The sequence below is a fragment of the Ruegeria sp. ABM4_193 genome, from assembly GCF_056158705.1.
This window is the reverse complement of sequence record NZ_JBSWTT010000001.1, coordinates 181,773-203,781: the sequence shown is the minus strand read 5'-3', so window position 1 is coordinate 203,781 and position 22,009 is coordinate 181,773. Positions and strand designations below refer to the sequence as shown.

24 protein-coding genes are annotated in these 22,009 nt (G+C 54.8%); 12 read left to right on the top strand and 12 right to left on the bottom strand.

The window, feature by feature from the left end; genetic code table 11:
* Positions 1–71: 71 nt before the first annotated feature.
* Genes otnC through ACXADZ_RS00955 form a run of 7 tightly spaced genes read right to left on the bottom strand, consistent with a single transcriptional unit; the run spans position 72 to position 6,395 of the window.
* Positions 72–713: a 3-oxo-tetronate 4-phosphate decarboxylase gene (gene otnC, locus ACXADZ_RS00985; RefSeq protein ID WP_475192046.1), complete on the bottom strand. Its 642-nt coding sequence runs from the start codon at positions 711–713 to the stop codon at positions 72–74.
* Positions 710–1,987, bottom strand: a complete 1,278-nt coding sequence (otnK, locus tag ACXADZ_RS00980) for a 3-oxo-tetronate kinase (protein ID WP_475192043.1) — start codon at positions 1,985–1,987, stop codon at positions 710–712. Before otnK ends, otnC begins: the two co-directional genes overlap by 4 nt.
* Positions 1,984–2,781 carry an N-acyl homoserine lactonase family protein gene (locus ACXADZ_RS00975; RefSeq protein WP_475192042.1) on the bottom strand — a complete coding sequence of 266 codons (798 nt, stop codon included), beginning with the start codon at positions 2,779–2,781 and terminating at the stop codon, positions 1,984–1,986. Before ACXADZ_RS00975 ends, otnK begins: the two co-directional genes overlap by 4 nt.
* The gene (locus ACXADZ_RS00970; RefSeq protein WP_171096416.1) at positions 2,778–3,065 is read right to left on the bottom strand and encodes a putative quinol monooxygenase; all 288 of its coding nucleotides are present in this window, start codon (positions 3,063–3,065) and stop codon (positions 2,778–2,780) included. Before ACXADZ_RS00970 ends, ACXADZ_RS00975 begins: the two co-directional genes overlap by 4 nt.
* Positions 3,065–4,576, bottom strand: coding sequence for a tripartite tricarboxylate transporter permease (locus tag ACXADZ_RS00965; RefSeq protein WP_475192040.1), 1,512 nt, complete (start codon positions 4,574–4,576; stop codon positions 3,065–3,067). Before ACXADZ_RS00965 ends, ACXADZ_RS00970 begins: the two co-directional genes overlap by 1 nt.
* 4 nt (positions 4,577–4,580) lie before the next feature.
* Positions 4,581–5,330: a hypothetical protein gene (locus ACXADZ_RS00960; protein ID WP_475192036.1), complete on the bottom strand. Its 750-nt coding sequence runs from the start codon at positions 5,328–5,330 to the stop codon at positions 4,581–4,583.
* 57 nt (positions 5,331–5,387) lie between these two features.
* Positions 5,388–6,395, bottom strand: a complete 1,008-nt coding sequence (locus ACXADZ_RS00955; RefSeq protein ID WP_171096422.1) for a Bug family tripartite tricarboxylate transporter substrate binding protein — start codon at positions 6,393–6,395, stop codon at positions 5,388–5,390.
* 135 nt (positions 6,396–6,530) lie between these two features.
* On the opposite strand from ACXADZ_RS00955, the gene ACXADZ_RS00950 reads away from it, so the two are divergent.
* From ACXADZ_RS00950 to ACXADZ_RS00935, 4 genes are all read left to right on the top strand, one after another.
* Complete coding sequence (locus tag ACXADZ_RS00950) at positions 6,531–7,619, top strand: isocitrate/isopropylmalate dehydrogenase family protein (protein WP_475192031.1); 1,089 nt, start codon at positions 6,531–6,533, stop codon at positions 7,617–7,619.
* Entirely contained in the window at positions 7,616–8,647 is a 1,032-nt protein-coding gene (locus tag ACXADZ_RS00945; RefSeq protein WP_171672005.1) for a Gfo/Idh/MocA family protein, read from the top strand. Before ACXADZ_RS00950 ends, ACXADZ_RS00945 begins: the two co-directional genes overlap by 4 nt.
* On the top strand, positions 8,644–9,321 hold the full coding sequence (locus ACXADZ_RS00940; RefSeq protein WP_475192030.1) for a GntR family transcriptional regulator: 678 nt from the start codon (positions 8,644–8,646) through the stop codon (positions 9,319–9,321). The genes ACXADZ_RS00945 and ACXADZ_RS00940 overlap by 4 nt, the downstream gene beginning before the upstream one ends.
* Positions 9,322–9,444: 123 nt before the next feature.
* Positions 9,445–9,645 carry a hypothetical protein gene (locus tag ACXADZ_RS00935; protein ID WP_475192026.1) on the top strand — a complete coding sequence of 67 codons (201 nt, stop codon included), beginning with the start codon at positions 9,445–9,447 and terminating at the stop codon, positions 9,643–9,645.
* Positions 9,646–9,959: 314 nt separating this feature from the next.
* On the opposite strand, the gene ACXADZ_RS00930 is transcribed toward ACXADZ_RS00935, so the two are convergent.
* Positions 9,960–10,913 (bottom strand): hypothetical protein, encoded by a 954-nt coding sequence (locus ACXADZ_RS00930; protein ID WP_475192021.1) that lies wholly within the window; start codon positions 10,911–10,913, stop codon positions 9,960–9,962.
* Positions 10,914–10,966: 53 nt separating this feature from the next.
* Between ACXADZ_RS00930 and ACXADZ_RS00925 the strand changes: the two genes are divergently transcribed.
* The gene (locus ACXADZ_RS00925; protein WP_475192019.1) at positions 10,967–11,899 is read left to right on the top strand and encodes a LysR family transcriptional regulator; all 933 of its coding nucleotides are present in this window, start codon (positions 10,967–10,969) and stop codon (positions 11,897–11,899) included.
* Positions 11,900–12,064: 165 nt separating this feature from the next.
* On the opposite strand, the gene ACXADZ_RS00920 is transcribed toward ACXADZ_RS00925, so the two are convergent.
* Positions 12,065–13,426 (bottom strand): aminotransferase-like domain-containing protein, encoded by a 1,362-nt coding sequence (locus tag ACXADZ_RS00920; protein ID WP_475192016.1) that lies wholly within the window; start codon positions 13,424–13,426, stop codon positions 12,065–12,067.
* Positions 13,427–13,601: 175 nt separating this feature from the next.
* Here ACXADZ_RS00920 and ACXADZ_RS00915 point away from each other — a divergent pair, with 175 nt between their 5' ends.
* The 3 genes from ACXADZ_RS00915 to ACXADZ_RS00905 are packed head-to-tail and all read left to right on the top strand — an operon-like array spanning position 13,602 to position 15,975.
* Positions 13,602–14,750: an aminotransferase class V-fold PLP-dependent enzyme gene (locus ACXADZ_RS00915; RefSeq protein WP_171668835.1), complete on the top strand. Its 1,149-nt coding sequence runs from the start codon at positions 13,602–13,604 to the stop codon at positions 14,748–14,750.
* Between the two features lie 24 nt (positions 14,751–14,774).
* Positions 14,775–15,248 (top strand): RidA family protein, encoded by a 474-nt coding sequence (locus ACXADZ_RS00910; RefSeq protein ID WP_475192013.1) that lies wholly within the window; start codon positions 14,775–14,777, stop codon positions 15,246–15,248.
* A 34-nt stretch (positions 15,249–15,282) separates the two neighbouring features.
* Positions 15,283–15,975 (top strand): aspartate/glutamate racemase family protein, encoded by a 693-nt coding sequence (locus ACXADZ_RS00905; protein WP_475192010.1) that lies wholly within the window; start codon positions 15,283–15,285, stop codon positions 15,973–15,975.
* 225 nt (positions 15,976–16,200) lie between these two features.
* Here the strand turns inward: ACXADZ_RS00905 and ACXADZ_RS00900 are convergent, their stop codons facing one another.
* Positions 16,201–17,130: a LysR family transcriptional regulator gene (locus tag ACXADZ_RS00900; RefSeq protein ID WP_171668832.1), complete on the bottom strand. Its 930-nt coding sequence runs from the start codon at positions 17,128–17,130 to the stop codon at positions 16,201–16,203.
* A gap of 164 nt (positions 17,131–17,294) precedes the next feature.
* Between ACXADZ_RS00900 and ACXADZ_RS00895 the strand changes: the two genes are divergently transcribed.
* The 3 genes from ACXADZ_RS00895 to ACXADZ_RS00885 are packed head-to-tail and all read left to right on the top strand — an operon-like array spanning position 17,295 to position 19,156.
* Positions 17,295–17,666, top strand: a complete 372-nt coding sequence (locus ACXADZ_RS00895; RefSeq protein ID WP_475192003.1) for a cupin domain-containing protein — start codon at positions 17,295–17,297, stop codon at positions 17,664–17,666.
* Between the two features lie 3 nt (positions 17,667–17,669).
* Complete coding sequence (locus ACXADZ_RS00890) at positions 17,670–18,344, top strand: RraA family protein (protein WP_475192001.1); 675 nt, start codon at positions 17,670–17,672, stop codon at positions 18,342–18,344.
* The gene (locus ACXADZ_RS00885) at positions 18,341–19,156 is read left to right on the top strand and encodes an alpha/beta fold hydrolase (protein WP_475192000.1); all 816 of its coding nucleotides are present in this window, start codon (positions 18,341–18,343) and stop codon (positions 19,154–19,156) included. Before ACXADZ_RS00890 ends, ACXADZ_RS00885 begins: the two co-directional genes overlap by 4 nt.
* A 241-nt stretch (positions 19,157–19,397) precedes the next feature.
* Here the strand turns inward: ACXADZ_RS00885 and ACXADZ_RS00880 are convergent, their stop codons facing one another.
* Positions 19,398–20,216 carry an NAD(P)H-binding protein gene (locus tag ACXADZ_RS00880; protein WP_475191996.1) on the bottom strand — a complete coding sequence of 273 codons (819 nt, stop codon included), beginning with the start codon at positions 20,214–20,216 and terminating at the stop codon, positions 19,398–19,400.
* A 47-nt stretch (positions 20,217–20,263) separates the two neighbouring features.
* Positions 20,264–21,172, bottom strand: a complete 909-nt coding sequence (locus ACXADZ_RS00875; RefSeq protein WP_475191993.1) for a haloalkane dehalogenase — start codon at positions 21,170–21,172, stop codon at positions 20,264–20,266.
* A 127-nt stretch (positions 21,173–21,299) separates the two neighbouring features.
* On the opposite strand from ACXADZ_RS00875, the gene ACXADZ_RS00870 reads away from it, so the two are divergent.
* On the top strand, positions 21,300–21,902 hold the full coding sequence (locus ACXADZ_RS00870) for a TetR/AcrR family transcriptional regulator (RefSeq protein WP_475191989.1): 603 nt from the start codon (positions 21,300–21,302) through the stop codon (positions 21,900–21,902).
* The last annotated feature ends 107 nt before the right edge of the window (positions 21,903–22,009 follow it).

The window sequence follows — 22,009 nt, the reverse complement described above, 5'->3', positions numbered from 1 at the left end:
CTGCGCGATATTTGCGTATAACTTTGCACGATTTGCCCAAAAGTTTGCACACTCCCATTTTCGGTGCCGGATTAAATCCTTCCGAATGTTCCCTTGAGGTCTGCGACTTGTTCTGCATTCAACATTCGGGTTCGCATACCACGCACTGCCACGAGCAACTTGGCCGTTTCTTCCAGCTCTTCTGCTGCACAGACCGCTGAGAAGAGGTCTTTTCCAGACACGACGGGACCGTGATTGGCCAATAGAACCGCACCATATTTACCGCCCAGTTCGCGGAGCAAATCACCGGATTTCGGGTCACCCGGCTTGACGTATGGAACCAGTTTGACCGTGCCAACGCGCATCACCACGTATGGTGTTAGCGGTGGAATACAGTCATTGGGATCGGTGTCTTCCAGACACGACAGTGCAGTGGCCCAAGTCGAATGCAGATGCACCACTGCACCAGCTTGTGGCCTCGTCTCATAGAAGGCTTGGTGCAGAAAAACCTCCTTGGTCGGCTTGTCCCCGGAGACGTGGATGCCATCCAAATCAATCTTGGCGATACGCTCTGGGTCGATATCGCCCAAGGTGGAATTGGTTGGCGTCATGAGGATTCCGTCATCAAGACGTGCGGAGACATTGCCCGCTGTGCCGACGGAAAAGCCACGCGCAAACAGCGAGGCGCACAGTTCCGACATCTGCTGTCGTAGCGCCAGTTCTTCAGAACTCATTTACCGGCCTCCATCATTCTGAGGGCCTTCGCGAAAAAGTCCGGAGCGCCGAAGTTTCCAGACTTTAGAGCCAGCGCAATGGGTTCAGTTTTTCCGACGCTCAGGACAGGTACGCCCGGGTCGATCTCTGGACCAATTGACATGGCAGGAGACCCCAGTGCCTCAGATACGACCTTGGCGACAGCTCCCGACGTCTCCCCTCCGGCAACGACAAGGCGCTTATAGCCCGTTTGGACAAGTTCCCGGGCAGTTTCAGCAAAGAGATTGTCCAGCTTTTCCGCCACAGCTTCCTGACCGAATTGACTTTGGATCGCGCGCACCTCTTCCGGGCTTCCTGATGAGTAAGCGAGGGGGGTCTCACCTGAATGCTTTTTAAAGAAATCCAGAAGCGTTTGCGTGTTCACATCCCCGGACATGACAGCCGGAACATCAATGGCGAAGGTTGGATTGAATTCCGCATGAACATCGATCTGCCCGCGTGTCGCACCTGAACATGATCCTGCAAGTATCGCGGCAGGTCCTGCGAAACCAGTGAACGCACTGCCACCTCTTTTGGAGGAAGCTTTTCTGACGAAGTTTCTGGGTAGACCCAATGCTATCCCGGACCCCCCGGTAATGAGCTTGGCATCCTTCAGAGCCTCGCCCCAGGCCAGCAAATCTTCGTCCGAAATCGCATCGCCGATTACAAAGCGTTCGTCGGCGTTCTGCAAAGCAGCAGCAATCGCCTCCGATCCTTGCTTCACGGAGTCAATTGACACCAGCCCAACCGCTTCTTCGGTCTGATGCTGCAACCATCGCCTGATGTTGGGATCCGTCATCGGAGTAAGTGGGTGGTTTTCCATCCCGGACTCGTTCAACGGCTTGCCGAGCACAAAAAGATGGCCGTGATAAACAGTGCGACCCGTGGTTGGAAAGGTCGGGCAGAAAATCACTTTTTGCGCGCCCAGTTCTTTGGCCAACGCTTCCGCAACGGGACCGATATTTCCCTCCATCGTGGAATCAAAGGTCGAGCAATACTTGAAGATGAACTGCTTGCATCCTTGATCCTTAAGCCACCGCAGGGCCCGCAAGCTGTCCGCTACCGCTTCCTCAGTCGGTGCGGTACGGCTCTTGAGTGAGATCACACCCGCTTCGATCTCATCGTCGGCTGGGGTCGTTGGAATACTTGGGAACTGAGCCGTTCGTAATCCACCCTCCGGCTCAACGCCCTTCGTCAAGGTGTTCGCAATATCACTCGCACCAGTGAAGTCGTCCGCTATGACACCGATTTTCATAGTTCAATGTCCCGCATCGGCCCTGGATCCAGCCTATGGATATGCGGTGCCGCGCCTACGGGAAATACCGCACGCACAAGCGGATCGTGGCCGGGCACGATAAGCCTAGGATGCGAAGCCAACCTCTCGAGTGTCTCGAAACCATCCATCATGTCTTGCAGGTCGACGACGATAGGAAAGGCTTTGCGCGCCATGAAATTCTCGTAATAATGCGAAGCATCAGAGGCGAGTACCATCCACCCGGCCGCCGTTCTTACGCGCACGCATTGCAACCCGCGCGAATGCCCTCCGATGCAGTGCAGCGTGACCCCATCTGCAATCTCGGCTTCTCCGTCGTAGAAGACGACTTTGCCCGAATAGAGACGCTTTACGACCTCGCAGACATGGCCAGCCGTGAAAGGCGCACGCAGGTGATCGTGGCACATGCATGGACCTGTAGCGAAGGCCATTTCCGCCGACTGCATGTGCAACTTCGCGTTAGGGAACATATGCAGCCCCCCTGCATGGTCATAGTGAAGGTGGGTCACGATGACCTCAGTCACAGCTTCTGGCACAATGTCTAAAGGGCTTAGAGCCTCGCGAGGGTCCATCGCGATGGGACGACCACGAGCGGCTGCCTCATCGGAGTCGTAACCAGTATCGACCAGAATGACTTTGTTGCCGCGTTTGAGCACCCAAACGAAGTAATCCATCGCATGAGGCGCGTCGTGATTATCATCGATGATGAAACTGTCAGCTCGAGTCCGGGCGTTGCGATCCGCGTATTTCACGGCATGGATTTCCCAATCGTTCATCGGATGACCTCGGAGAATTGGTGAACCACCTTGGTGGCGATCATATCAGCCACTGCCGTATCAAAGGACTGAAAATGCGCGCTTTCTAGGTGGGCAGAGAACGCCACGCTGTCATCATAAACCTCATAGAGAAAAACTGTCTCAGGATCGTCGCCGAGACAAACGTCAAACTGCTGGCATCCGATTTCTTCACGTAAAGAGGTTGAAGCGTTTTCGACCATAAGCGGCAAGAAGATATCTCTGTTACCGGGCTTGAGAGTGAAGGTGACAGTAACCGCAAACATCAGACTGAAATTCCTTTTAGGCGTGAGAAAACGCGTTTCGCAACGGGCAGTTGGCTGAGGATCAGACCAATGTTGAGCATCAGCAGAATGGCCGCACCAGGCCTAGAAAAGAAGACCGAAAGATCCCCATCCGTCAGAAACAGTGACCGGCGGAAGGTTTCGTCAAACAGACTTCCCAGAATAACCCCGATCACCAACGGCGCGATTGGGTACTTCATGAGGTTCATGAAATAGGCAACGGCGCCGACGCCAAGCATCAGGTAAAGATCATTGATGCCGCCGCCGACGCTGAAAGACCCAATCGTTGTCAGAACCATAACGACGGGCAAGAAGATGGTCTGCGGGATGGCAAGTATTTTGATAAATACCCGAGCAGTGAAAAGCCCCATAAGGAACATCGTCAGTGACGCCAGCACCAGGATTGCAACCACGCGCAGAATGATCTCGGGGTCTATCGTGGGGCCCGGGATCACGTTGTTGATCTTGAAGGCCCCCATCAAAGCCGCAGCGGGTGGTGAACCGGGAATGCCCAAAACCAAAAGCGGGATCAGAGCGCCACCAATACAGGCGTTGTTTGCAGTCTCCGAACACAGCAGACCTTCCAATGACCCTTTTCCAAACTTGTCGCCGTCGGCAGATACAGTCTTGCCGACACCGTAGCTGACCCAACCGGCGACATCTTCGCCCACGCCGGGAAGCGCTCCTACCCCGGTCCCAATCACCCCTGACCGGCCAATGGTGGGCAGGTAGCGCCGAATAGAGCTAAGGTTCGGAAAAATACGGCCTTTCAGGGCCAGAACTTTCCCGGCCTCAACGTGCCTCAAACCGTCAATGATTTGGGGAATGGCAAAGGCCCCCATCAATACTGGCACGACCTGAAACCCGCTCATCAGGTAAGACCAGCCGAAGGTATAGCGCGGTTCAGACAACAGAGGGTCAAGCCCCACCATGGACATCGCAAGCCCGATCAGACCGGCGATCCATCCCTTAATCACTAGGTCTTCGCTCATCAAAGTGCCAGAAAGCAGAATGCCGAACAGGGCCAGCAGTGCTTTCTCCGGGCTTGCGATGTTCTTTGAAACCAAAAGCAGCGCCCAGACAAAAATCAAAAGCGTAATGGTCCCGATAACTGTGCCAATGAAACTGGCCGTCGTGGTCAGTCCCAGTGCTTCGCCCCCTCGACCCGCTTTGGCCAGAGGGTAGCCATCCATTGCCGTCGCCGCGCTGGCTGCGGTGCCCGGAATGTTCAGCAAAATAGACGGGTAAGAGCCGCCGTAAATCGCGCCGACATAGGCCCCGAGCAATGCGATGAGAGAATAGTCGAGCGGGATTTTGTTGCCGAAGAAACCCGTCAGGATCGTCACGGCCAGGGTTGCCGTAAGGCCAGGCAATGCGCCGAACGTGATGCCCAGGAACACGGATGCAATCAAATACAGATAGGTCAGCGGGTCCACTGCCAGGCCCACGAATGCAGCCCCAAATCCAGCCAGTTGCGAAAGAATAAAGTCCATCCGGTCAATCTTTCCATAGCGGACGAAGCGTCACGTAGTAGTGGTATTCGATTTGCTTGAAGATCAGCCCGCCGCGCGCGGGCACGTTCTGCCGAAAAACAAAGGCCATCGCACAAACGAGGATGAGCGGTGCAAGTATTGCCACCAATGGAACGAACCGCAAAACGCGTTCGGAAGCCGCTTTGGTCAACACCACTAGTGTTAACGCGACCCACAAGGCCAGTGTGAACCAATCATCACCGTGTGCATTCCAATCCGCCTGAGCAGGAAACGCGGCGAACGCAAACAAACCGGCGACGACAACTGCGACACAGGCCACCAAAGCACGCCGCGAATGACCACCGTAGTAGCCGTAAGTCAAAGCTGTAATCAGCAACCCAGAACACAGTATGAAGTCCACTCTGGGGACCAGTCCGACGACATATGCAAGAAGGATAAGGCCGATTGTTGAAGCTCGAAAGGCTTCCGACTTGTTCCATCCGATACCCAAAGCACTAAGCGCGTTTTGGGCTCCACCTGAGCGGATCGAAATGGCTAGTAAGACGAAGGACAACACAAGCAATCCACCGAAGATGAACAGCGGTACAATTGCAGCCGAGTTGTACCAATCCGATCCACTCACACCTGCGCGGTTTTCACCCCAAAGCGGGATGTCCGACGTCTTCCAAAGGAAAAAGGTGGAAATTGCTATCAGACCAATCGATGCCCAAAAATCGCGCGCCCGCATGATCAGTGTATCGTCAGGTTTGTCCATTGCCTGCCTCTTGTCGGAAAGGGCGCGATCAGGCGCGCCCTTTCAAAAGTGATCGAATTATGGCTTCTCGATACCCAGCGACGCCGGGTCGACGGTCGCTGCGCCCAGATCTTGCAAGGTATAGGCAAAGGTAGCTTCGAGGTTCGCAAACAGCTCTTGAGCTTCTTCGCCGTGTTGACCACCGACATCATAATTGTTTGCAGAGGCCCATTCAGCGACGGTATCGGACGCAATCGCCTGCTCGAAGGCATCACCAAGCGCGGCCTTTACGTCGTCCCCGGCTGAACTGTGAACTGCAAAACCGATGGCCTGTTTGAGCGGCAAATATTGGTCGAGACCGTCATAGATGCCAAAGGCAGATGGCACCGTAACTCCTGCAATCTGCGCATCTTCGGGCGTCAACATCGCGAGCGGTTTAAGTTGACCGCCTTCGATCAACGGAGCCTGTTCAGCTAGAGAAGTCACAACCAACGCAACTTCACCCGCTATCGCTGCTTCCTGCCCGGGCGCTGAGCCTTTGTATGGAACAAACTTGAATTCTGCACCGGATCCTTTTTCGATGGCCAGAAGGTTCAAGTGGTGGATCGAACCTGCGCCGGAAGCCGCAGCCGGAATAGTCCCAGGAGCAGCTTTCGCAGCGTCAACCAGTTCTTCTAGAGTATTGTAAGGACTCTCCGCCGGAACCGAGATCAGATCAGGTGATCCGCCAACGATGAACGGATACCAAAAATCAAATTTCTTATCCCAACCACCTTGCACAGCAGCGGTGACGTTCGACTCTGACAGACCAACCAATGTATAACCATCGTCTGGTTGGTTCATGACATAGACCATCCCGTTGGAGCCTGCGACACCACCTGTTTGATTGATCACATTGATCGAGACCGGAAGGTGTTTTTCCATCTCGGCCATGATCATTCGGTTGATCGTATCCGTGCCACCTCCGGCCCCCCAGACCACAGCTGTAGTGATATCGCGATATGGATAATCCTGTGCAGCAGCTGCGCCTGCGATCCCGGTCGCCATCACGGCTGCGGCCGCCAACCGCCCTAGCTTTAGTTTCATTTCCAAGTCCTCCCAAACAGCTTCGCGTTTATTATTGCATTTATTTGCGTATACATTAAAGAATGCGTTGTCAACGCACTGTAGTGAAAGCTGCTATCGCGCTATGAATGCGAAACAGGAAGGAAGCGGGCTAAGATGAAGAAAAGTTATAATGTGGCAGTGTTCCACGGGGACGGGATCGGCCCTGAAATTATGGCCCCTACGCTTGAAATCCTGCGTCAGATCTCGCGTGGCAATCCCTCCTACGAGCTGGTGTTTACTGACGCTCCCGCAGGCGCAGGTCACTACGCCAAAACTGGAGAATCGTTCCCGGCTGGGTCACTCGAAACTGCTCGCAACGCCGACGCGATTCTTCTATCTGCAATGGGTTTGCCGGATGTTCGATATCCTGACGGAACCGAGATTTCGCCGCAGATTGATCTGCGAAAGCAACTGGGACTTTTCGCTGGGGTAAGACCAGTAAAGGTGAGCAGCGGACAAATGACCCCATTGGCACTGCCTCCCGGTAAAGAGATCGACTTTGTCTTGATACGCGAAAGCACAGAAGGGCTATTCTTCACCCAAGGCGCTGGCGAAGTCTCCGAACACGAAGCACGTGAAACCCTGCTGATCACTCGTGAGGTGTCCGAAAAACTATTCCGGTTTGCGTTTGACCTGGCGAAAAACCGGAAAATATCTGGGCGCGGGCCAGGGCGGGTTACATGTGTCGATAAAGCCAATGTATTCAGGGCCTTTGCGTTCTTCAGATCAATGTTTGACGCCGAAGCTGCCAACTATCCAGATTTGCAGGCAGACCATGCCTATGTCGATGCTACAGCTCTTTGGATGGTGCAGAAGCCTTGGGAGTTTGATGTCTTGGTGACCGAGAACATGTTCGGAGACATCCTCTCCGACCTTGGTGCAGGTCTTATGGGCGGTCTTGGACTGGCTCCGTCAGCGGATATCGGGTTGAATCACGCTGTATTCCAACCCTGCCATGGTTCCGCTCCAGACATTGCAGGACAGGGTATTGCCAACCCCTTTGCGATGATCCTGTCCGCAGCAATGATGCTTGAATGGTTGGGTTTGACCCATGCTCACCCAGGCCTGTCCAACGACGGCGAACGATTGCGTGAAGCCGTAGAAAAGGTGACCGCGAACGGACAGAACCTGACGCGTGACCTAGGTGGCACCGCCGGAACGCAGGACGCAGCCTCATCGGTGTTGGAAGCATTGCGGGCATGAATACTCAACAAGCCATCAGGGTCGCGTGTGTAGGTGCGGGATATTTCAGTAGGTTCCACTACGAAAGTTGGTCCCGAATGCCCGGAGCGGTTCCGATTGCATCCTGCAACCGTGATATCAACAAGGCGAAGGAAACAAGGCTGGCCGCTTACGATGATCTGTCAAAAATGCTGGAGGTGGAAAAACCAGATCTCGTGGACATCATCCTTCCACCGTTGGCGCAGGCCCACGCCATCCGAACGGCACTGCGCTCTGGCATCAAATGGCTGATCTGCCAGAAGCCTTTCTGCACGTCTTTGGATGAAGCAGAGAAGATCGTGTCCGAGGCTGAAGCGGTAGGCGCAACTATTGTCGTACACGAGAACTTTCGCTTCCAGCCCTGGTATCGTGCGATCAAGGTAGCGATGACCGAGGGTCGAATTGGATCACCTCTACAAGCGACTTTCCGGCTTCGGCCCGGCGACGGACAGGGACCACGCGCCTACCTTGACCGGCAGCCATACTTTCAGGACATGCCGCGTTTCCTCGTTCATGAAACAGCAGTTCACTGGGTAGACACATTCCGTTTTTTGTTCGATGCGCCCAGCGCAGTTTATGCGGACTTGCGCCAAGTTAACCCCGTTATCGCGGGGGAGGATGCAGGTTTCATCCTGTTTGACCACCCCAACGGTTTGAAAGCTCTGTTCGATGGCAACAGATGCCTTGACCACAGTGCGGAAAACTTGCGTCAGACCATGGGCGAAGCTCTCATAGAGGGAACGGAAGGATCACTAGTTCTCAACGGCGACGGTTCAGTTGACCTCCGCGCTTTTGGAAAACAGGAGCGACAGCAGATTTTACCTCCGAGCGATCATGATGGGTTTGGAGGAGACTGCGTACACGCCTTGCAAAGTCACGTCGTTTCAGGCCTTGTAAAGGGCACGCCGCTGGAAAACACGGCTCGCGACTATTTGGACGTGATCCGAATCGAAGAGAGCATCTATCTCTCGGCTGCGGAGGGACGAAAGATCAACTTGGGGACGCCGTGAAGGTTCAAGACGCAAAAACTCTTTCCAATACGCAACGCGCTGTTAGGGATTTGCGACAGATGATCCTGTCCGGCGAACTTGCAGCCGGAACTGACCATCTGGAATCGGAACTCGCCGAGACCCTTGGCATGTCCCGCACCCCGATACGGGAAGCTGCGCTGATGCTGGAAAGTAAGGGCTTGCTTGAAATGCGGCCCCGAAAGGGCGTGCGAATACTGCCTGTTTCATCAGATGATATGCGTGAAATCTACGACATACTGACGGAACTCGAGAGCCTCGCAGCACAGCGCGCTGCCGAAGCGGGTTATTCAGAAGATGAACTGGCGGTCCTTGCTGGATCAATTGCAAAGATGGACCAAGCCATCGAGGCCGAAGACCTTGAAGCCTGGGCCGAGGCCGACGAGTTGTTTCATCAGGAGCTTGTTCGGTTGGGCGGCAACAAACGGGTCGAAGCGATTGTCGCCATGATGAGCGACCAGGTAAGTCGCGCGCGCACAACGACGTTGTTCATCAGGCCCCTGCCCATCAAGTCCAATGAAGATCACCGAGTGGTTTTCCAAGCGATTAGTGAAGGTCGACCGGATGTCGCCCGTGAACGCCATCGAGAACACAGGCTGCAAGCACAGGCTATGCTTTGCGGGATACTCGAAAAGCATCGCCTCAACAGTCTTTGATCTAATTGCCCATTTGATGCAGATTGCATCGACACTTTCAGTACAAGCCTTCGTGCCTGCGACGATGGCCCTTCAAAACCTCGCGTGCATCGCAATCCAGCCGTCGGCGCGTATAATGCGAATATGACAAGAGATATTGAATCTAACGCTCAGAAAATTGCTGATGCCCTGACCTCTGCCCAGCAGATACCTAAACTGTCTTCAGAGGCAGGACAGCTATCGCTGGATGACGCATATTCGATTGCTAGTCGTGTCCGCGAGATTCTGGGCAAAGAAAGAGTTGGCAGAAAAGTCGGCTTTGGCAAGAAACGGGCTGAGTCCTGAGGCCTTTGCCCGTTTCACGGTAAATGCTGCAATGAACGAAAAGCGGCAGGCAACGCACCGGGAAGACCTAGTCGACTTTCTGGAAACTTTGAAGAAATGTGTTTTGACCGTCGCAGGTTAGACCGTTTCTGGAGGGCTGCACAGGCAAGGCGCGCGGCGTGAATGCCAGCGCGCAACATGCGTTCAGTCGTCGCACTTAAATGCCAGAAAGCTGACCTTCGGGCAGGTCGCAGTATTCGGTAGTAACGGCTCAACGCAGTTATCCGCTGCATTTCGCATGAACGACCGCTTCTGAGTAGTCTGAGTTGCTGGTATCAAAGACCAGTGTCGTAGCTGGTCAGACGAAAGCTACTTGGCTTCACCAACGCCCCCATCGCCGCAAACTCCTCGGCCCAGTTTTGTGCTTGTGCGTTCAAAGCCTCCATGTCCAGGCGGTTTGTCCAATAGTTGACGCAAAGCCAGGCCCCGCCTTCGCCTTGCCCGACCGTTCGGTAGAGAAGCGTGTCGTTCTGGTTCATCTTTTGGGTGATCGCCTCGAAGAATGCGCGCACCTCCTCCGGGTCAGCACCGTCGGCCTGTTCGAATAATACGATCTCGACATGTTTGGGGACCCTTGGGTCATCTGCGCCAACTTTCTGAGTCATACCGCCCTCCAGCCGCTTGAGCGGCATTTGTAGGGTCGTCGGACGATCCTCAGGCGCCGCAAGAGGCCGACCATCAACTGGGCGCGCACCGAAATATAGGTGCCCAGCCGAAAAATGGAGCACTTCGTATTCTGTCGTTGGTGCGTTCGCGGCCACGCCCAAAACAGAGCAACCGCTTTCAAAGATGTCCTGCTCGACACCGACCACCCATTGCTCGGCGCCACATGCTCCCGGATCAGCGCTGTTTAGGAATCCGGCGAACCCCTCCATCTTGGGCGTGACGGTAAGGTAATCGTTCACGATCAGATCGACTTCTTTAGCCCCCGGCGCCACGTCCGAAGCCCCAACGACGTTCACGTCGCCGCCGAATTTAAGCTCCACGAGGGGCGCGGAACACGCCGGATCGGCAAATGTCGTGAAGTGAGCGTCAATGCGACCTGGAGCGAAGTTGATAGAACGCTTGAGATACCAAGAGGCAATCCCGTCCGGCCCGGCCTGTGGGCGTAGTTCACAGGCGATGCTCTCCCATGTGCCGTCCAGGTCGATTGATTGATCCTGCGCCGACGCGGGTGTCCCGAGCATACTGGCGACAAGCAGGCAAAGCGAAGAGCGTGGAATTTCCATGGTGATGTCCTGGTTTGTAAAATTGCACAGGCATGCTGACACAATGGAATGACATGAAACAAATCGATCTTTATTATGAAATCATGAATCGAAATGATGCCAATCTTGCGGCCTTGGATTTGAACCTGATCACCGCCATGAGCGCGCTTTTGGAGTACCGGTCGGTTTCAGCAGCAGCAGATTCCGTGGGGCGTACGCAATCCGCCATGTCTCACAACCTAGCGCGCCTGCGCGACCATTTTCGGGACCCGCTGCTAGTGCGTGACGGCTGGGAGATGCGGCTCACTCCTTTCGCACAGGAATTGCAACCACGAGTTTCCGCCGCGGCAGAGGCCGCCAGATTGATGTTTGCGACAAGTTTTGGGTTCGATCCGGCCACCACCACGCGCCGCATCCGCATTGCGGCACCTGACCTTTGTACATCGCTTTTCACTGGGTTAGTTAGCGAATTGGCCAAACAGGCGCCACTCGCTTGTGTTGAATTCATTGAGAGCAGCCAAGCCCGGCAAGCGGTTTTGAGGTCTGAGGCGGATATCGGACTTGGATTTGGCTTTCCAAAATCAGACCCAAATCTTGTGCTTCACGAGATCGAGCCGCTTGATTGGTGCACATTCGCACCAGATAACCATCAGTTCGTTAGGGACACCTCGGTCGAGACTTGGAGCGCATCCCGGCACATAATTGTGGGAAAAGGCTATGCGCATGAAGGGCCGGTGGAAAAGGCTCTAAAAAAGCACGGAATCAAGCGCCACATCATAAATTACGCGTCGAATTTCTCCGCCGCACTTATTCTGGCATCGGAGACCAACTCTCTGCTGACCACACTCCGAGCACCCTTCGAAAAATCGGCGGAAAGACTAGGTATGAGAGCCACGCCCACACCGTTCATAATGGCGGATGCGCCGGCCGTCATGATGTTTCGCGCTGAATACAGCAATCCATTTTCTGTCTGGCTTAATGAAATTTGTCAGAAAACAATAAGCTGACGTTCGACGCAAGCGCAAAACCCTGTAGTTATTTGCTCACTAATAACATCCTCTTTAACTTGCGCTAGCGACCGGTTACAACCCGAAGCGGACCTTCAATCCAAGACTTTGCAATTCCGGCTTAGCGGACATTCCCCCCTTTCGAGTCCAAGACGCAATGTCAGCTCAACGCCAAGCCCGTTTGTTCTGTGAAGCCTGTACCACTGTTCGAAGAGTTATCAGTGCGCTTTCCGTGGTCGCTCGATCCCGAGGCGCGCCGATACACAGCCTAAGCCCATTTTGCAGTCCGGAGCGTTCGCCTTTTGCTGCAAACAGAGAAGCGGGGGACACTAGCACATTTGCCTCTGCAAGCGCTTCTACCACCCAGTCTTGCCGAGCGTTGGACGGGAGAGGTAGCAGTACATGCATGCTTTGCGGTCCTGTTACGACCTCCATGCCATCAAGAACACGACGGACAATCGCTTGGCGTTTGAAAACCTCTTTGCGCTTGGCATGCACGACCGCCTTGTATTGACCGGATGCAATGATCTCAGACGCAACCGAAGCCATAAGTGGTGCGTTCATCCAGACGGAAGCGCGTTGGGCACGGTCCACGGCATCTTTATAGCTGTCTGGCGAAACGAGGAAGCACACCCGCAGGCCAGGAGCCCAACTCTTGGAGAGTGTTCGGATGTAGAGCGTACGATCTGGGGCAAGTTCAGCGAATGACGTTGGCGGCTGTTCGAGCAGGAAGCCATAGGCGTCGTCTTCGATAACCATGACATCATTCGTCTTGGCGATTCTCACGATTTCTGAACGGCGTTCTATCGGCAGCGTGGTCGAAGTCGGGTTTTGTACGTTGGGGATACTGAAAAGTGCTGAGACATCGTGCTTTCGACAAATCCGATCAAAGCTTTCAGGGATTATTCCTTCATCGTCGGCGTCCACTTCTACAACGTCCAAGCGGAGCATCTCACAAGCCAAACGCACCATCGGATAGGTCAGGCGCTCAACGGCTACGACTTGCCCCGGACGGCAGCTTGCCATCAATGCCAACATCAAGGCGTGCTGCCCGCCGCTGCAAATGGTGATCGCCTCATGGCTGTCGATTGGTACGTTGCGATCTTCGTTCAGCCATCTCCAAGCCGTTAGACGGTCATACTCGGACCCCGGATTGTTCCGGTAATCGAGTACATCACAGCCAGGATCGGCCAGTACTTTTGCAATCGCATTTTGGAAGATACCATCCTGCTCGGGCAGAACCAGGTGGTTCTTGCTGAAGTCCACCACCGCTTCACCCGGGGTCTCGTAGGAAAACTCCATCGCGCGGGCGTCAGCATTCATGCGGACGAAGGTTCCACGTCCGACTTCGCCAATTGTAAGGCCCATTGCTTCCATCTCGGAGAACACCTTCGTTGCGGTGCCCAAAGACAGCCCGTGTCGGTGCGCAAGTTCCCTGTGTGTTGGCAAGCGGTCACCCGGCTTCAGCGTCCCGCTGCGGATATCTCGGGCAAGGTCGGCAGCTACGTCTTTGTACTTTGCACGCATTGGGCGAACCGCTTTTTGAACAATGTAGAGATTGTATTGCATAGCTAAGGTTTCGCAAGGACGCTTCAGATATGAAGGGAAAATCATTGTCTTATATACAATGAAATTATTGACCCTTCGATGTGATACAATCAGATATTTGTTCTATATTATTGATCCATAGAGGCGACGAGAGATGGCGACGATCCCGTCACAAAGGCACCTGTTCGATATCCCGTCAGACTTGGCGTATTTCAACTGTTCGTATAATGCGCCCCTGCTGAAGAAGGCTGGAGAGGCTCTGGTTGAGGGCGCCCTTTCCAAATGTCGCCCCTGGGAACGCAAGCCCAACAACTTCTTCGAAGACGCTGAGGCTTTCCGGACTGCCGCGTCCAGAGCGTTTGGCGTCAGCGCCGACAATTTCGCTGTTACACCGTCGGCCAGCTATGGGTCGTCAACGGCGGCTCGTATCTTGGAAGAGCATCTGACCGATCAGGACGAGATCATCGTTTTGGACGAGGCATTCCCATCCAATTACCTACCGTGGCAGCGCCTGGGTCAAGAAACCGGAGCCGAGTTTGTCGTCGTGCCGACGCCAGAGGACCTCGGATGGACCCAAGCCGTCCTGGACCGCATCACGCCCAGGACCAAGCTGGTTGCCATTCCCAACTGCCATTGGACCAATGGCGCTCTGCTTGACCTCGACAAGATCGCTGAAGCGGCCCGTTCAGTGGGGTCTTACTTCATCCTTGAGGTCACGCAGTCGTTAGGGGCCAAACCAATCGACATCGCTTCACTGAAGCCGGACTTCCTAATCTCCGCCGGATACAAATGGTTGCTTTGCCCCTATGGCCTCAGCCTCTTCTACGCCGATCCCGAGTGGCACGATGCGCGGCCTTTGGAAGAGACATGGCTCAGCCGGGCCGATGCCGAAGTGTTTGAGAACCTCGTTCAGTACAACGACCAATACCAAGTCGGGGCCCGCCGGTTCGAGATGGGGCAAAAGAACATCCCCTCGATCCTGCCCGGTGGCGTTGTGGCATTGGAGCAGATTGCTGATTGGGGTGTGGCCAACATCGCTGAGACCCTTGAAGCCATCAATGACAGCATCGCGGCGATCCTGGAGCCGTTCGGCTTTGTGCCAGTACCTAAAGAGGTCCGGAGCCCTAACATCCTCGGAGCGGGGCTCGAAGGCGGCATTCCAGAGACGCTCCTCCCCAGCTTGGCCGAGCGCAATGTCTATCTCAGCCGTCGCGGCAGCTCCTTGCGGTTCGCCCCATACTTGCATGTCAACGAAGATGACCTCGACCGACTATCCGAAACCCTGAAATCCGTATTCCATTAGAGGCGAGCATCTGCTCGATATCCCATGTCCACTAACCAACGTTTGAAAGACCTTGGCATTCAACTGCCCGACGCTGTAGCCGCTGTGGCCAACTATGTTCCAATTCACATGAGCCCGGACGGCACTCTCCATGTGTCTGGACAAATTGCATTCGTAGATGGGACGTTGGCGGATCGGGGAACACTTGGCAATTCCATATCTGTAGAGGACGCTTATCAATCTGCCCGCACCTGTGCGATCAATGTCCTCGCCCAGGTATCAGCCGCATTGGGCGGAGACATGGACCGGATCGTCTCTTGCCGAAAGCTTACGGTCTTTGTCGCTGCAACTCCCGACTTCGAAGAGCACCCAAAGGTTGCCAACGGGGCCTCGGACCTGATCGTTGAGGTGCTTGGAGAAATTGGCCGACACTCCCATTCCGCCGTTGGGGTGTCCAGCCTACCTTTCAACGCTCCAGTCGAAGTTGAGGCTGTGTTTGAGGTCAACCCAGCTTCCTGAGATTAGAAATCCAAGCGACAGGGGAAGAACGACGATGAAAACGATTGGCATTTTGGGCGGCATGTCGGCGGCATCGACGCAACTCTACTATCGTGAGCTTTGTGATCTCACCCGCGAAAGACTGGGCGGACTGCATTCCCCTCAATTGTTGATCAGGTCGTTGGATTTTGCGGAGATCGAAGTGCTCCAGGCCAAGGGGTCTTGGCGTGAGGCCGGTGACATCCTAAACCGGGAGGCCCTCGCTCTGGAGCGAGGTGGTGCGGACCTTTTGATCCTGGCCACAAACACCATGCACAAGCTGGCCGATCAAATGATGGAAGATGTCGGCATTCCTTTGATCCATATTGCTGATGCCACAGCAGTAGCAATTCAGTGTGCTGGACTTCAACGCCCTGGACTGATGGCCACAGCGTTCACCATGGAGCAAGCGTTTTACACGGATCGTCTGAGAGCGTCTGGGTTGGAACCGCTTGTCCCAAACGATGATGACCGCGCTGAGACGCACCGGATCATCTATGACGAGCTTTGCAAAGATATCACGACCGAAACCAGTCGGGTGGCCTACGTTGAGATCGCGTCACGGCTGGTGAAGGCAGGAGCGGACTCTCTGATCCTTGGATGCACCGAGGTAGGGATGCTGCTGAACCAAAGCAACGTCACAGTTCCAGTCTTCGATACAACTTTGCTTCACTGCCAAACCGCGCTTGATCGGGCGCTGGTTCCTTGAGCAATGCAAGCCGGGAACCGGTCGTGCTTGAATGTCCATCACGAAGCGGCACGGCATCAGCCATGCATCTTGGCTCCCTCGGTGATCCTATTGACGACTTTCATGTCGGCGCGTAGGGCTATTCGCGACGTCGACACGAGAGTCAGATTTGCCTGAAAGAACGGCTCTTGAAAGCTTGAGGCTTACCTTGCCCAGACCGTTATCAAATCATTTCAATTTCACCGTTCAACTTTCGTGCTCCGACGCCTGATATTCTTCCGACATCAAATTCCGCAACACGTCCACAGCCTGATCTGTCATGGGCGCGTGCCTGTTTGCGGGCCAGGCAACCGCGGTTGTAACGATTGAGATGTCCTCAACCAACGGCACGACCCGAACGTTTTCAGGCGCCAAACGCCTCATTGACCCCGGTACAAGTGCCAATCCCTGTCCGCAACTGACATACGCGAGTTGCGAGGAAATCGAACGCACCTCGTGCAGTATCCTCGGGCTCAACCCATGCTGTCGGCACGCCGATATGATACTGTCGAAATAGACGGGGCTCACCTTTCGTGACGACATGACAAGGGGGCTATCAGCGAGATCGGACAAAGTTACTTGCTCCGCATCAGCGTCAGGGTGATCGGCAGGCATCGCGACCCATAGCATGTCGAAGGTTACCGGAAACCCATTAAGACCGTCGCCCGGTGCGCCATCCAAACGATAGAATGCCAAGTCTAAAGCGCCGCTGAGCAAACCCGGTGCAGCCTCGACACTGTCGATTTCATGGATTGAAACTGTCAGATGCGGAAGGGCCTCGCGAAGGCTGCGCATCCAATGCGGTATGATATCGGTCATGGCCGACGTTATGGCCCCGACATTCAGAATCCCGGTTTGACCAGCGGCGACCTCTCTGACTGTGCGCTCCAGATCCGCAACCTGATCCATGAATTTCCGCGCGGCTGGCAAAAGCGCCACTCCCGCAGCCGTGAGTTTTGTGCCGCGTCTGGATCTGTCGAACAAAGTCACACCAAGCGCAGCCTCAAGCGTTTTGATATGTTCAGACAAAGGTGGTTGCGTCATTCCAAGCCGCTCGGCGGCACGCCCGAAATGTCCCTCTTCGGCAACGGCCAAAAACATCCACAATTGACGGTTAAGCCGAAAATCAACCTGCATTTTCGCCATCCTCTTTCATTCGCAAAAGCTATCACAGAAATACTTTAACAGGATTTTCCAGTTTAGCCACGATGTGGCAGAATCGCGGGCAGATCCTTTGAAACGTCAGGCGTTGACCTGCGTCCGCAATCAGCCTGCAATGTGTCAGGCAAGGAGAATGAGCCATGACCAAACACCCGGAATTTCACAATATTGATGATTGCAGTGACGCGATCATACGGCAACTGGCAGACGGATTGTCAGCGCATATCTACCCAGGCGATCAGGCGATGATTTCCGTCGTCACGGTCCAGCCGGGCGCATCGGGAAACCTGCATCAGCACCCGGAAGAACAATGGGGCATGTGTCTTGAAGGGTCTGGTGTCCGGGTTCAGGGTGACCAGGAAATCCCGTTTTCAAAGGGCGATTTCTGGCGAACTCCGGGTGGCGTGCCGCACACGATGCGCGCAGGCGCCGATGGATGTCGCGTTCTGGATATCTTTGCGCCGCCGCGCAATGAATATCGCAAGTCTGGTTCCGGGTTTGGAGCAGGCTGAGCCGTGCCGGTTACGCAGCACAAGGCCGATTTTCCTCGGCTTTCCACCGAGGAAATAGTCGCTTGGGCAGGGGTGGATGCCGCCGCTGTCTCTGATTGTCTTGATCGGGCGCAGGCGATGGATGGGGGCATCCAGCCACTGGCCCCGAACATGCGCTTAGTTGGTCAGGCCCGCACAGTCCGTTGCACAGTGGGTGACAACAGTGCGCTGCATGCCGCGCTTGATCTGGTGGAGCGAGGCGATCTCTTGGTTGCGGATGCGGGAGGTTTCCTGGGCAACGCCGTTTGGGGCGGGTTGATGACCGAAGCGGCGCGGCGGAAAGGCATCGCGGGACTTGTCATTGACGGGGCTGTGCGCGACCGGTCGGATATAACGGCCAGTGCCTTTCCATGTTTTGCCCGAGGGACCGTTCCCGCCGGCCCGCACAAGAATTTCGGGGGCGAAATTGACGGCCCAATCGCCTGCGGCGGCTTGGCCGTATGCCCCGGTGACCTAGTGGTGGCGGATGGGGACGGTGTGACAATCGTTCCCTGGTCCCGTGTCGAAATCGTACTTGACGCATATCGATCTTTGAAAGCGAAGGAAGCCCGTGCGTTGGTTGCACTTGGTAACGGCGGTACGCTGGCAGAAATCTATGGCATACCCGAGGTCACGCGTTTGGAAAGGAAAACCGGATGAGCCCCGAGTGTCAGCAAACCATGCGCAGGCTCTACGTTGATGGCACTGAAGTGAATGTCTCCGCACTCCGACGAAAGGGCGAGAAAGCCCCTATACTATTCCTGCACGGCTTTGGCTCGACCAAAGAGGATTACGCAGATATTCAACGCCACCGGGACTTCGATCAGCACGGGATCTTGGCATATGACGCTCCGGGATGCGGGCGGACGACCTGTGACGACCCCAGCCGCGTTGACATCCCCTTTCTCGTCAACACCGCCCTTGCCATGCTGGACGTCGAGAGGATTGATCACTTTCATCTCGTGGGCCATTCAATGGGTGGCCTCGCGGCTTTGATGCTGGCGAGCGCCCATCCGGAACGTGTCCTGAGTTTTTGCGACATAGAAGGCAACATCGCGCCCGAGGACTGTTTCTTCAGCCGTCAGATTCATGACTACCCGGCTGAAAACCCCGAAGCTTTTATGAATGACTTCATCGAACGCGCCAGCAGGGCACCTGCTTGGTCGAGCCCGCTCTATGCCGCCAGTCTGGCGCATAAGGTACGCCCAGCGGCGGTGCGAGGTATCTTTACCTCAATGGTCGATCTGTCGGACAACGCTGGGCTGATGGAACAGTTTCTCGGCCTGCCGTGCCCGAAGATGTTCATGTACGGTGATCAGAATGCTTCTCTGAGTTATTTGCCCCACATTGCTGCTCAAGGCGTGGAACTCGCTGAAATTCCGGACTGCGGCCATTTTCCGATGTACGCGAACCCACCCGAAATGTGGCGCCGCATTAGCCAGTTCATCACCCGTAGCGAGGCTGCGCAGTAACATCGTTTGCAACGAATTGTTGCTGCGGCCCTCTGGATGGTAGAGTATTTCTTAAGCTGACCTTCATGCGTCGCGCAGCATTGAGTACAATGGGCTCGAAGCGGCCACTCTTTGCGGCAAGCATGTTTGGCTGGAGGCAGCCCAAACCCGACATTCAAAACAAGACTTTGCAATTCCGGCTTTGCGGGACGGAGCGGACAGTCGTCTTGTGCCGCAAGAGGTCTGACTATTGTCATAGTGATTAAGGCCAACACCCGACCGCATTTGCTGCTTCCGCAAATTGTCGGAAACTTCTGGGTTCACGACCCAAAGATCGCTGAAGGCCATCTGAAGTGCTAGCGTTTTTCCCATCAAGTATTTGCGCAACAAGCTTGGCAACAAATTCAGCATCCGCATTCGGAAACCCAGCGGCGATCAGCGTTGTTTCAAACTCCTTGGGTGTGATTGTTTTGTAAGTAATGTCTCGCCCGGTCACGGCCGCAATTTCCGCCACCGCTTCGTCCCAAGTGAGCAAGTCAGCGCCGGTGATTTCATACACTTGTCCGGCGTGGCCCTCCTCCAATAGGGCTGCAACGGCTACGTCCGCTACATCTTCCAGATCTACCCACGGCTCCTTTGCGCCGGAGTCGGGAGCCGAGACCTCACCAGCAAGAACGCTTTCAAGGAACCCGCCTTCGCTGAAGTTTTGCATGAACCAACTTGGTTGAAGGATTGTCCATTCAAGAGAAGAGTCCTTGATCAATTGCTCGCACGCCTGAGCGCGCGCCTCGTTGCGCTCTGACAGCATGACGACACGGTGAAGTCCGGCCTCTTCCGCGGCTTTGACAAAGGCTGCAATTACGCCGTGGGCGGAGGGCACAGCGAGGTCTGGAGAATAGGCGACGTAAGCCGATTTTATTCCCGCCAAAGATGCCCGCCATGTTTCAGGGTTTTCCCAATCAAACGGAATAGCGCTTCGCCGTGTTCCGTATCTTACGGCCAAACCGCGCGCCTCTAGTCGCTTCGCGACCCGTTTCCCTGTTTTACCGGTGGCACCGTTGACGAGGATTTCATTGCTCATAAATCTCTCCAGCATTTCGATTTCGGTTTTTCGTTCAACGTGCGAAGTCAGGTCTTGTTTAGACCAAAATGGGTCAAGGCGCGTTCAGCGATCAAAAGCCCTGCCGCTTCCTGCACGAAGTGCCCGCCTTGAGGAATTTCCAGTGGGTCCGGACAGCCCTTGATGAACGTGCGCAGGTGGTTCATCACGTTTGGGCCGAGCATTTCATCCTTCATACCGATGGCCATGAAGCTGTCGCCGTCCCACTCAGACGACCAGAACTGAGCCGCTTTCTGCGAAGTATCCACGCCGGGAGCATCCATGGTGCGTGCAATCAAGTGGGGGAACTTACGAACACCGGCTTTGTAGGTTGCATCCGGGAAAGGTGCTGCATAGGCAGCCGCTGCGGCCACTGACATGCTGGGTTCATTCTTTTGCATGATAAACTCTATGGGAACGTCCGGATCAGAGTCGATGTCCGCCTGCCACGCATCGAAGGCCGGCATATCGACCGGGCCTGCCATGAGCCCCGTGTTCATGATCAAAAGCCGCTTGAACCGCTCTGGCATTTCCATCGGCAGCGTAAGGCCAAGCACACCACCCCAGTCCTGTACTACGAGTGTAATGTTGCGCAGATCGAGACGCTCAATCAGCGCCAGCATATAATCGCGATGGAAGTGGAAGGAGTAGATGTCATCATCCACGGGCTTGTCGGACTTACCAAAACCCAGCCAGTCCGGTGCAATGACACGCGCTCCCGCGCCGACAAAAACCGGGATCATCTTTCGATAGATGTAGCTCCAGCTGGGTTCACCGTGCAGACAGAGGAACACCTCCTGCGCATCAGTGCTCCCTTCGTCGATGTAGTGACCGCGCAGTCCTTCATAACCTGGCAGGTCATCAACGTAGTGCGGTCGGAAGGGATACTCAGACAGTTCTTCAAAATGGATTTCCGGTGTGCGCAAAGCTTCGATCATGGGGATTCTCTCAATTTGGTCACATGACCAAAATTACTAGGTCACTTGACCAATTAGATCAATTCCTTAATTTGTGGAGCGAGAAAAAGAACTGTAGAAACATATAAGAGGGATTTAAAAATCTAAGGTGGATCAAATAATTACAGCCAGAAACAGATCAGCAAAAGAAGCGCAGATTCTGGAATGCGCGCTCAAACTCTTGATCGAGACAGGAGACGCAGGTCTTACGATGCGCCGGATCGCCGATTGCGCCGGTATGCGATTGAGCAACGTGCAGTACTACTTCAAGTCTCGCGACGATGTTCTCATCGCAATGGTCGCGCAGTACTTCGACGAATGTGCGAAAAGCCTGCAAAAATTGACTGAAGAAAGCATAGCGGAGAGCGAACGCGAACGCGTCCGGTTTCTCGTGACCGCGGGTCTATCGCACGGTCAGCAGATTAGCGACATGTGCCGCGCATTCCGCGAGATCTGGGCAATATCAAGCAGAAATGAAATCGTTGATAACTCCCTAATGGATTACTATCGCCGCTTTGCCGATCTCATGGCGGAATATGCACTTAGCGACGAATTAGACACGGTTGATCGTGAAAAAGTGAAGGCCCTCTTAGTTCCTTATTTCGAGGGATATTCCGTGACAGCGCGATCTTTGGCTGTGGAAAACAATGTTGTCGAGGACATGATAACGGATATTGTTTTAAGTCTGGTGAAGGATGACATGCGCCAATAGCACATAGCTTCCGGAAGAATAGAATCTCGACATTTGCCATCCGTTCAAACTCTAAGAACGAAGGTAGCGACTGCTTTGGGCGCGTAGTCGACCTTCGCCGCCTCCCT